We start from the raw sequence: 12,019 nt of genomic DNA, 5'->3' as shown, positions 1-12,019 counted from the left end.
TATAAATTAATATCAAATATTATTGATTTTTAAAAAATTTGCATAAATTCTTTAAAATGCATATTTTACAATGCATTTTTCTCGACCGACAAAAAATTTTACCATGTAATATAAACCAAGTATGAATGTATAATTTATAATTATTTGGAACTACTTTTAATAATATGCGTTCTACTGATCGAGGATTTTTTCCTACAGCAAATCCAGTGCGATTACATACTCTAAAAACATGTGTATCTACAGCTATTTTTTTTTTATTAAAAATAAAATTTAATATAACATTAGAAGTTTTTCTTCCGACGCCAGGTAAACTTTCTAAATCTATTCTATTTTTTGGTACTTTACCATTATATTTTTTTAATAAAATTTTACATGTTTGAATTAAATTTTTAGTTTTAGTTTTATAAAGACCAATATTTTTAATTAAATTTAATAACTTATTTTTTCCTAAAGAAAGTATTTTTTTAGGACTATTTGCGATAGAAAAAAGAATTTTTGTAACTTTATTTACAGTTATATCTCGTGTTTGAGCAGATAATATGACAGCTATTAAAAATTCAAAAGGATTAGAAAAAATAAGCTCTGTACTACGTTTTAATTTATATTTTTTTTTTAACAATGATAAAAATAAAAGTCTTTGTTTTGTTTTCATAAATTTATAAAATATTTTTTTTTAAATAAAAATATTAATACATAATAAAATTATTTTAAATAAAAATTTAATAAATTAAATTTTTATTTAAAATATTTATTACAAAAATTTAAAATATATTATTAACTATAAAACTATTTTTTCATAAATTTTATACAAGTATCAACAATAGTCTGAGAAAAAACATCAATTTCAACATTACAAAAATAATTAATATCTTTATAAAAAAAATTAGTACTTAATAATGTTTCTGGAATGATATGTATATAAAAATTATTATCTAAAATTTTTCCAACAGTTAAACTAACACCATCTAAACAAATAAAACCTTTATAAAAAATATATTTCATAATTTTTTTTTTTTTTAATTTTAAAAGAAAAGTACAAGTATTTTCTTTTTTGAAACTATTTATTATTTGAGCAGTAGTGATAATATGACCAGAAACTATATGTCCTCCAATTTCATCACCAAATTTAGAAGCTCTTTCGACATTAATTTGATCTCCTTTTTTTAAAAATTTTAAATTAGTTTTCTTAAACGTTTCTTGAATTAAATTAAATATAACAATATTTTTATAAATTTTTACAACTGTTAAACAACATCCATTATTTGAAATAGAATTTCCAACTTGAATATTTTTTAATAAAAAATCTGGCATTTGAATAGAATATTCATAATACATTGAACTTATTTTTTTAATATATAAAAAAGTTGCAGTTCCTTGAACAATACCTGTAAACAATGTATACTCCTTAAAAAATTTTATAAAAATTAGTAATTTTTATAAATATAAAAAATAAAAATTTTTTATTTACAAATAAAAAATTTATATTTAAAATAAAATGATATAAAAAAGTTGTAAAATTTTTTTTCTATGTGATAATATCAAATTAAAAAATAAAAACGTTCGTAGCTCAGATGGTTAGAGCACTACTATGACATAGTAGTGGTCAGTGGTTCAAGTCCACTCGAACGTACATTTTTTTAAAAATCTAAAAATTTTCTAAAAATATTCGTATAATGATTCTTGTGATTAAAATTAAAAAAAAAATAATAAAATATAAAAAATTTCTCTTAGGTTATAGTGGTGGTATAGATTCAACTGTTTTATTATACCAGTTAATCGAAATAAAAAAAAAAAATAATATAACAATTCGTGCAATTCATATTGATCATCAAATTCATCCAGAATCTAAAAAATGGAGATTACATTGTCAAAAAATTTGTCAAATACATAAAATTCCATTTATATATAAAAAAATTTTATTAAATACTAAAAATAAAAACATTGAATCTGAAGCTAGAAAAAAACGCTATAAAATTTTTAAACAAAACTTACAATCAAAAGAAATATTATTAACTGGTCATAATTTAAACGATCAATGTGAAACATTATTATTAGCAATTAAAAGAGGAAGCGGTCCAAAAGGATTATCTGGAATAGCATATAAAAAAAAATTTTTTAAAAATTATTTAATAAGACCATTACTGAGTTTTTCTAGGCAAGAAATAGAAATATGGGCAAAATATAAAAAAATAAAATGGATTGAAGATAAAAGTAATCAAAACACTTCATATGAAAGAAACTTTCTTAGACATAAAATACTTCCTCAAATCAATCAAAAATGGAAATTTTTTTTTAAAAATTGCTTAAGAACTACAAAATTAATTTATTCAGAACATAAATTATTAAATAAATTTATTAAACCTATTTTTAAAAAAAATTTATTAAAAAAAAAAATTTTAAATATTAAAAATATTAAAAAAATGGACATAGATATTCAATATTTTATTATTAGAAAATGGATTAATCTACAGGGTATGCAGATGCCTACATTAAAATTTTTAAAATCTATTTTAAAAAATGTTATTCATAATAAAAAAAAAAAAAATCCAAGAATAGAATTTAAAAAAAATGAAATCTGGAATTATCAAAATAAATTATTTTGGTTAAAAAAAACTTACAATATACAAGAATATATTGTATTTTGGCATAATATAAAAAAAAAAATATTTTTACCAAAAAAAAACGGATATCTAAAAATAAAAAAAAAAATACATAAAAACAACGTTTTAAATATTCAAGCACCAAAACAACAACAACTAGTAAATATTAGATTTTATACTAATCAAAAAATTCAAATAAATACAAATATAAAAAAATTACAAAATATTAAAAAAATATTTAATAAATTCAAAATACCTCCATGGAAAAGAAAAATAACACCACTTTTATTTTATGATAATAAATTTATTTCTATAATTGGAATATTTTCTACACAAGAAAAATACAATATAGATTGTAAAAAAATATCTATTATCTGGAATCATAAAAAAGAATAAATTATTTATAAAAAATTTTAGAAGAACAATGATTTAATCGATTATATAAATGATTAAACTTAGAAATTTTATGATTTAATAATGGAAAATTTAAATTTTTCCAAGAAAGTTTAATATTTAAAAATTGCTCTACACGATTACTTAAATCCGGCATAATAGGTTTTAACCAAGTTATTAAAAAACGAAATAAATTTATTCCCATAGTACAAATTAATTGTATTTGTATATTATATTTATTATTTTTAAATAAATTCCAAGGTTTCGCATCATTTATATAATAATTAGATTTTTCTGCATATTTAACAATAATATATATTATAGAAGAATATTTTCTAGATTTAAATAATTTAAAAATTTTTTTATTTTTTTTTAAAAAAACATTATATAAATTTAAATCTAACAATTTATCGCTTAACATACTATTAAAGTAATTATTTATAAAGCTAGAACATCTAGAAGCAAGATTTACAATTTTATTTACTATATCTGAATTAATTTTATGTACAAATTCTTTTAAATCAAATTCAATATCTTTCATAGAAGCAGATAATTTTGAAGCAAAATAATATCTTAAACTATCAGAATCAAAAAATTTTAACCATGTACTCGCTTTAATTAATTTATTTTTTGATTTAGACATTTTCTTTTTATTTAAAGTAACATGTCCATGTACAAAAATTTTAGTTGGTTTTCTAAAATTTATTCCTTCTAAAATAGATGGCCAAAAGATACTATGAAAATAAATTATATCTTTTCCTATAAAATGATATAAATCAGTATTTTTAGAACTTTTCCAAAATTCTTGAAAATTAATTTTTTTGTTTTTTAAACAAAGATTTTTAAAAGTACTAATATAACATATTGGAGCATCTAACCACACATAAAAATATTTATCTTTATATCCTGGAATATTAAAACCAAAATAAGGAGAATCTCTAGAAATATCCCATAATTTTAAACCTTTTTTAAACCATTCTTTTGTTTTATTTTCAACATTTTTATTTAAAATACCAGAACTAATCCATAATTTTAATTTTTTTTCAAAATTAGGTAAATTTAAAAAAAAATGAGTAGAATTTTTTAAAATAGGAATAGATCCAGAAATTTGTGATTTAGGACTAATTAAATCTTTAGCATTATATACAGATCCACAACTTTCACAATGATCACCATATTGATCAATGTTAAAACATTTAGGACATATACCTTTTACTAATCTATCTGGTAAAAAAATTTTTTCTAAAGAATCATATAATTGATAAATTTTTTTTTTTTTAATAAATCCTCGTTTTTTTAATATTAAAAAGATTTTTTGTGAATAATATAAATTTTCTTTACTATGAGTATGTGAATAATTATCATAAGAAATATTAAAATTCAATAAATCTTTTAAATGTTTTTTAAAAACAATTTTTATTAAATCTTTTGGACAAATATTCATCGATTTAGATTTTAACATAATTGCAGTACCATGAGAATCATCTGCACAAATAAAAAAAACAATTTTTTTATTCATTCTATGAAATCTAACCCAAATATCTGCTTGAATATGTTCTAATAAGTGCCCGATATGTATCGGACCATTAGCATACGGTAAAGCACAAGTAACAAGAATTTTTTTATTTTTTTTAATCATAATATTGATTCCAAATATATACATAAAATTAATATTTTTTATAAAAAAATATATCTTATATAAACTATTTTTTTTAATATTTATATTACATATTTAAAATTTTATTCTTTATATATCAAACTAGAAATAATACTTTCTTGATTAAAATATTTAGATCTATTTTTATAATTATAAGGTTTACTAGAAAAACCAGATAAAATTTCAAAACTTAAAGCTGCAATAAACATCCCTGGAGTTAGAGCTAAAATAAAATTTCCTGCATTAAATAATTCTAAAACAATTTTTCCATTCCAACCTGGATCAATTCTATGCGAAGTCATATGAATCATTAATCCTAATCTAGCTAAAGAAGAACGACCATCTAACCATCCAACTAAATTATTAGGCATAGATATTTTTTCTATTGTTAAGGCTAATGCAAAATTTTTTGGTTTTAAAATAAAAGATTTATTATCAGCAATACAAATTTCATCACTAATATTTTTTTTTAAAACACTTTTAATATTTTCAGAAGATTTATTTAAATCTATAATAGCATCATGAGATTTTTTAAAAATTCTAAATTTATTACTTAAACGTATATCAATAGTTGCTCCATGAATTTTTTTCATATTAGGAGTAGGAGTAATAATTAACTTTTTTTTTAAAATCCATTTTTTAATATCTTCATCACATAATCTCATATTATATACTCTTTTTAAATAAAAAATTTTTAGTTAAAACATCTTTATCAAATTATTATATCTCAAAAATATTTTAAATATTAATAAAAATTTTATACGAAATTAAATATTTATTTTACAATAAAAAAAAAATAAAAAAATATTTATTTTATTTATAAATTTTTTTTTAAAAGTTATCTTTCAAAAGTTTTAAACTATTTATTTATATGATACGATCAATCATATTTAAATAATAATATTAAGATTATAAATTATATTATACGGAAAAAAATATGCATAAAAAATATAAAATAGCAATATTACCAGGAGATGGAATTGGACCAGAAGTTATGCAAGAAACTTATAAAATTATTAAAATACTTCAAACAAAACTTTGTATTAACATCATAACTTCAGAATATGACATAGGAGGAATTGCTATTGAAAAACATGGTACTGCATTACCTAAAAAAACTTTATTAGGATGTAAAAAATCTGATGCTATATTATTAGGATCTGTAGGAGGACCAAAATGGGATACACTACCTTCAAAAGAAAGACCAGAGATTGCATCTTTATTACCTCTTAGAAAATATTTTAATTTGTTTGTAAATTTAAGACCTGCAATTTTATATAAAAAATTAAATTATTTATCTCCATTAAAAACAAATAATATAAAAAATGGATTTGATATTTTATGTATTCGAGAACTTACTGGAGGTATTTATTTTGGAAAACCTTCTCAAGAAATTCATAAAGAAAATATGCATTACGCTATAGATACTGCTATTTATCATAAATATGAAATTAAAAGAATTGCAAAAATAGCTTTTAAAGAAGCGTTAAAAAGAAAATGTAAAGTCACTTCAATAGATAAAGCAAACGTTTTATATACGTCTAAACTATGGAGAAAAACTATTAACGAAATTTCTAAAAAATATCCTAAAGTACATTTATCTCATTTATATTTTGATAACGCTGTTATGCAAATAATTAAAAATCCATATCAATTTGATGTTATTTTATGTCCAAATTTAATTGGAGATGTTATTTCAGATGAATGCGGAATTTTAACTGGTTCCATAGGAATGCTTCCTTCTGCAAGTTTTAACATAAAAAATTTTGGATTATATGAACCAGCAGGAGGGACTGCTCCTGATATTCAAGGAAAAAATCTTGCTAATCCTATTGCTCAAATTTTATCTTTATCTATGTTAATTAAACATAGTTTTAAAATGAATTCTATTTCAAATTTAATTAATCTTGCAATACATAAAACTTTATTAAAAGGATTTAGAACATATGATATTTCTAATGATAAAAACTTTGTAACAACTGAAAAAATGGGTAATGAAATTGTAAAATCATTTCTTGAGGAATTATAAATATGAAAAAAACTCTTTATCAAAAAATATATGATTCTCATTTGATTCCAACAAAAAATAAAGAATCTATTATATATATCGATTTACATTTAATTCATGAGGTAACATCTCCACAAGCATTTTATGAATTAAAAATAAAAAATAGAAAAGTACGTAGACCTGATAAAACTTTTGCTACAATGGATCATAATGTTTCTACTCTAAAAAAAGATATTTCTGATTCTGGAAAAACAGCAGAAATACAAATGAAACAATTAATTAAAAATTGTAAAAATTCAAATATACCATTATATGATATATTACATAAAAAACAAGGAATTGTTCATGTGATTGCTCCTGAACAAGGTATGATATTACCTGGAATGACAGTAGTTTGTGGAGATTCACATACATCTACTAATGGAGCATTTGGAGCTTTATCTTTTGGAATAGGAACATCAGAAGTAGAACATGTTTTAGCTACACAAACAATACAACAAAATAAATTTAAAAATATGAAAATTGAAATAAATGGTATTCGAAAACCAGGAATTATGGCCAAAGATATCATTTTATATATTATTAAAAAAATTGGATCATCAGGAGGTTCAGGTTACGTAATTGAATTTTGTGGTAAAATTATTAAAAATTTTACTATGGAAGAAAGAATGACAATTTGTAATATGGCTATTGAAATGGGTGCTAAATCTGGTTTAATACAACCTGATCAAACTACTTTTAATTATTTAAAAAATACAAAATTTTCACCTAAAGGAAAAGATTGGGAAAAATCTATAAAACATTGGAATACATTAAAATCTGATAAAGATGCTTATTTTGATAAAAATTTTTATATAGATATCTCTTTTTTAGCACCTCAAATTACATGGGGAACTAATTTAGATCAAATAATTTCTATTGATAAAAAAACACCGAAAATAAAAAATTTTTTAGATAAAAGTAGTCAAAAAACAGCTAAAAAATCTTTTAAATATATGGGAATTAAAGAAAATTCTTATTTAAAAAAAATAACTGTTGATAAAGTCTTTATAGGATCATGTACCAATTCTAGAATTGAAGATTTAAGAGAAGTAGCTAAAATTGTTAAAAATAAAAAAGTACATTCAAATGTAAAAGCTATTATTGTACCAGGATCTAATTCAGTAAAAATACAAGCAGAAAAAGAGGGATTAAGTAAAATCTTTATTAAATCTGGTTTTGAATGGAGAAATCCAGGATGTTCAATGTGTTTAGGAATGAATAAAGATCGATTAAATTATAAAGAAAGATGTGCATCTACTAGTAATAGAAACTTTGAAGGTAGACAAGGAAGAGGAGGAAGAACACATTTAATGAGTCCTTCTATGGCTGCAGCAGCTGCAATATTTGGTTTTTTTATAGATGTTAGAAAAATTTATCGTGAGAATAATATTTTATGAAAAAATTTACTATACATACTGGAATTATTGTTCCTATAAATATTATTAATATTGACACAGATATTATCATACCCAAACAATTTTTAAAAAAAACTACAAAAATTGGATTTGGAAAAAATCTTTTTTATAATTGGAGATTTTTAAATAATAAAAAACACAAAACCAATAAAAAATTTATATTAAATAAAAAAATATATCAAAATTCAAGCATATTAATTACAGGAAAAAACTTTGGATGTGGATCATCTAGAGAACATGCAGTATGGGCTTTAATAGATTATGGTTTTAAAGTAATTATTGCATCTAAATTTTCAGATATTTTTTATAATAATTCAATTAATAATAATTTATTATTAATTAAATTACCTGAAAAAAAAATTCAAAAAATAATATTATTAATTGAAAAAGAAAAAACCAACAAATGTACAGTTAATCTTATAAAAAATAAAATAATTATACAAGATATAGAATACATATTTAAAATTGATCAAAAATATCGTCTAAAATTATTATATGGATTAGATAATATTGATTTAACACTTAAATATATTAAAAATATTATAAATTATGAAAAAAATAATCAACCTAAATATTTAAAAAATAGAAAATTATACTCTTAATTTAAATATAAAATAAAAAATTCTAAAATATAAAATTAAATTAAAAAAATTACTTTTTTATATACTTTAAGAATTTGCATATTTAATAAATATAACATGTTATATAAGAAAAAAAATGAAAGACAAAATTATTATTTTTGATACCACTCTACGTGATGGAGAACAATCTCTTCAATCTAGTTTAAATACTCAAGAAAAAATTGAAATTGCTTTAGCTTTAGAAAAAATGAATGTTGATATTATAGAAGCTGGATTTCCCATATCTTCTCCAGGAGATTTTAAATCTGTACAAGAAATCTGTAAAAAAATAAAAAACAGTACTGTATGTAGTTTAGCTAGATGTATAGAAAAAGATATAAAAATTGCTGCACAAGCAATGTCTAAATTAAATCATTTTAGAATTCATTTATTTTTAGGAACATCTAAATTACATATAGAATCTAAATTAAAAAAAAATTTTCAAGAAATTCAAGATATGGCTATAAAATCTATTCAATTAGCTAAAAAATATACTGACGATATAGAATTTTCATGTGAAGATGCTGGAAGAACATCTATAGATAATTTATGTTTAATTGTAGAATCATTAATAAAAAACGGTGTAAAAACAATCAATATTCCAGATACCGTAGGATATACTATTCCAAATGAATTCAGTAAAATCATTTCAGAATTATTTAAACGTGTTCCTAATATTGATCAAGCAATAATATCAGTACATTGTCATAATGATTTGGGAATGGCTGTAGGTAATTCTATTTCTGCTATTCAAGCTGGAGCTCGTCAAATTGAAGGTACAATAACTGGAATTGGTGAAAGAGCAGGAAATGCAGCATTAGAAGAAGTAATAATGACTATCAAAACAAGACAAAAAATGTTAAATTTTTTTACTGAAATAAAACATAAAGAAATTTATCAAACAAGTAAAATTATTAGCAAAATATGTAATATTTCTATTCCTATTAATAAAGCTATAATTGGTTCAAATGCATTTGCTCATTCTTCTGGTATTCATCAAGATGGAGTTATAAAAAATAGAAAAAATTATGAAATCATGTCTCCAAAAGATATTGGATTAAAAAAAATTAAATTTAATTTAACATCTCGTTCTGGTAGAGCTGCAGTTAAAAATAGAATGCAAGAAATGGGATATACTGAAAAAGATTATAACTTAAAAAAATTATATAAAAAATTTTTAATATTAGCTGATAAAAAAGGTCAAATTTTTGATTATGATTTACAAAAACTAGCTTTTATAAAAAAATATTCTATAAAAAAAAATACTCTTGTTTTAAAAAATATCTCTTTTTCTTCAAAATCTGTTAATAAAACAAATATTTATATTCAAGTTTTGTATAATGCAATCACGCATAAAAGTAAAATTTATACAAAAAATGGAATAATTTATGGAATATATAAAGCATTAAAAAAAATTACTAAAATAAAATTTTTACTTAAAAAATTTAAAATTAAATCTATAAAAAAAAATAAAAAAATTTTAGGAAAAGTAAATATAATAGCTAAATATAAAAATGAAATATTTTATGGAAATTATACATCACAAGACATTATACAAGCTTCTGTTGAAAGTATAATTAATATTTTAAATAACATTTTAAAATTTAAACAAATCAAAAAAAAAATATAATCTTTTCAATTAAAAACCTTCTTAGATGAATTATAATAAAATTTTTCTAAGAAGGTTACTGAATAAGTAACATAATATAATTAAAAATTTTTAAAAATATTTTAAAAATATAAAAATTACTATTAAATTAATCTTTATTTGAAAAATAATTTATCTTAAATTATAATCTAAATTTTTATATAAAATTATTTTTTATTTGTCCAATTTGTATGAAAAATACCTTTTTTATCAATTCTAGAATAAGTATGAGCTCCAAAATAATCTCTTTGAGCTTGTAATAAATTTGCTGGCAATATAGGTGATCTATAAGAATCATAATAAGAAATTGCAGAAGAAAATGCTGGAATTGGTATACCATTCATTACAGAATAAGATACAATATGTCTTAAAGATCTTTGATATTCATTAGAAATTTTTGTAAAATATGAAGATAATAATAAATTTTCTAAATTATTATTTTTTTGATACGCATAAATAATTTCTTTTAAAAAATCAGCTCTAATAATACATCCTGCACGAAAAATTTTTGCAATTTTAGAATAATTTAAATTCCAATTATACACTTTTGAAGCTTTTTTTAACTGAGAAAATCCTTGAGCATAAGAAATAATTTTTCCAAAATATAAAGAACGTCTAACATTTTCAATAAAGTCTTCTTTGTTATAAATATCTTCACAAAAATTAGGGCCATAAAGAATTTTAGAAGCTTTTAATCTTTGATTTTTTAAAGAAGATAAATATCTAAAAAATACAGATTGTGTGATTAAAGATAAAGGTTCTCCTAAATTTAATGCACTTTGACTTGTCCATTTTCCTGTACCTTTATTATTAGCTTTATCTAATATTAAATCTATTAAATATTTTCCAGAAGAATTTTTTTTTAAAAAAATATCTCTAGTAATTTCAATTAAATAACTTTTTAATTCACCTTTATTCCAATTAGAAAAAATTTTAGAAATTTGTTTGTTATTTAAATTTAAAGATCTTTTTAAAATCAAATAAGATTCAGAAATTAATTGCATATCTCCATATTCAATTCCATTATGCACCATTTTAACATAATGACCAGAACCATCTACTCCAATATAACTAACACATGGTTCATTATTTTTTGTTTTTGCAGAAATTTTTTTAAATAAAGAAGATATTTTTTTATAAACTACTTTATTTCCACCTGGCATAATTGCTGGACCTTTCAATGCACCTTCTTCACCACCAGAAATTCCTACTCCAAAAAAATGTATTTTCTTCTTAAGTAATAAAGAATGACGTTTTATAGTATCTTGATAAAAACTATTACCACCATCAATTAAAATATCTTCTGAATCTAAATAAGGAATAATAGATTCAATAGTGGAATCTGTTGCTATTCCAGACTGTACCATTAATAAAATTATTCTCGGTCTATTTAAAGATAATACAAAATCTTTAATTGTAAAAAATGGTATCAGATTTTTATTTTTATTATTTAATATTACTTCTTTAGTTTTTATTTTGGATCTATTAAAAATAGAAACAGTATATCCTTTACTTTCTATATTTAAAGCTAAATTTTTTCCCATAACTGCCATTCCTATTACACCAATTTTTTGTAAAGACATACAAATTCTCCTAAATATAATTTAAACATATACTATTTTTGAAAAAAAAATTA

10 protein-coding genes and 1 tRNA gene are annotated in these 12,019 nt (G+C 20.5%); 6 read left to right on the top strand and 5 right to left on the bottom strand.

The features are described 5' to 3' along the window. Window positions 1-19: 19 nt before the first annotated feature. Both nth and LDP12_RS01390 read right to left on the bottom strand, forming a co-directional pair. On the bottom strand, window positions 20-652 hold the full coding sequence (nth, locus tag LDP12_RS01395; protein WP_265226594.1) for an endonuclease III: 633 nt from the start codon (window positions 650-652) through the stop codon (window positions 20-22). Window positions 653-786: 134 nt separating this feature from the next. Further along, the gene (locus LDP12_RS01390) at window positions 787-1,395 is read right to left on the bottom strand and encodes a riboflavin synthase subunit alpha (RefSeq protein WP_265226593.1); all 609 of its coding nucleotides are present in this window, start codon (window positions 1,393-1,395) and stop codon (window positions 787-789) included. 161 nt (window positions 1,396-1,556) lie between these two features. Here LDP12_RS01390 and LDP12_RS01385 point away from each other — a divergent pair. Beyond that, window positions 1,557-1,630, top strand: a tRNA-Val gene (locus tag LDP12_RS01385). Between the two features lie 43 nt (window positions 1,631-1,673). Then, window positions 1,674-2,996 carry a tRNA lysidine(34) synthetase TilS gene (gene tilS, locus LDP12_RS01380; protein ID WP_265226592.1) on the top strand — a complete coding sequence of 441 codons (1,323 nt, stop codon included), beginning with the start codon at window positions 1,674-1,676 and terminating at the stop codon, window positions 2,994-2,996. Between the two features lies 1 nt (window position 2,997). Here tilS and metG read toward each other — a convergent pair whose 3' ends face one another. Together metG and dcd are read right to left on the bottom strand one after the other, a co-directional pair. After that, window positions 2,998-4,632, bottom strand: coding sequence for a methionine--tRNA ligase (gene metG, locus LDP12_RS01375; RefSeq protein WP_265226591.1), 1,635 nt, complete (start codon window positions 4,630-4,632; stop codon window positions 2,998-3,000). A 101-nt stretch (window positions 4,633-4,733) separates the two neighbouring features. Continuing rightward, a complete protein-coding gene (dcd, locus tag LDP12_RS01370) occupies window positions 4,734-5,315 on the bottom strand; it encodes a dCTP deaminase (protein ID WP_265226590.1) in 582 nt (193 codons plus the stop codon). Between the two features lie 272 nt (window positions 5,316-5,587). On the opposite strand from dcd, the gene leuB reads away from it, so the two are divergent. The 4 genes from leuB to leuA all read left to right on the top strand — a co-directional run bounded on the left by leuB (window position 5,588) and on the right by leuA (window position 10,365). Then, window positions 5,588-6,679 carry a 3-isopropylmalate dehydrogenase gene (gene leuB, locus LDP12_RS01365; protein WP_265226589.1) on the top strand — a complete coding sequence of 364 codons (1,092 nt, stop codon included), beginning with the start codon at window positions 5,588-5,590 and terminating at the stop codon, window positions 6,677-6,679. Window positions 6,680-6,681: 2 nt separating this feature from the next. Further along, window positions 6,682-8,097 carry a 3-isopropylmalate dehydratase large subunit gene (gene leuC, locus LDP12_RS01360; protein WP_265226588.1) on the top strand — a complete coding sequence of 472 codons (1,416 nt, stop codon included), beginning with the start codon at window positions 6,682-6,684 and terminating at the stop codon, window positions 8,095-8,097. Further along, entirely contained in the window at window positions 8,094-8,717 is a 624-nt protein-coding gene (gene leuD, locus LDP12_RS01355) for a 3-isopropylmalate dehydratase small subunit (protein ID WP_265226587.1), read from the top strand. The genes leuC and leuD overlap by 4 nt, the downstream gene beginning before the upstream one ends. Window positions 8,718-8,832: 115 nt before the next feature. After that, window positions 8,833-10,365 carry a 2-isopropylmalate synthase gene (leuA, locus tag LDP12_RS01350; RefSeq protein WP_265226586.1) on the top strand — a complete coding sequence of 511 codons (1,533 nt, stop codon included), beginning with the start codon at window positions 8,833-8,835 and terminating at the stop codon, window positions 10,363-10,365. A gap of 185 nt (window positions 10,366-10,550) precedes the next feature. Here the strand turns inward: leuA and gnd are convergent, their stop codons facing one another. Next, entirely contained in the window at window positions 10,551-11,966 is a 1,416-nt protein-coding gene (gene gnd / locus LDP12_RS01345) for a decarboxylating NADP(+)-dependent phosphogluconate dehydrogenase (RefSeq protein WP_265226585.1), read from the bottom strand. Window positions 11,967-12,019 lie beyond the last annotated feature (53 nt).

The organism is Buchnera aphidicola (Chaitophorus viminalis), from assembly GCF_026122795.1.
GTDB classification, from domain to species: Bacteria; Pseudomonadota; Gammaproteobacteria; order Enterobacterales; family Enterobacteriaceae; genus Buchnera_J; species Buchnera_J aphidicola_BK.
Note: the sequence above shows the minus strand (reverse complement) of the source record. Positions and strands in the feature narration are given on the sequence as shown.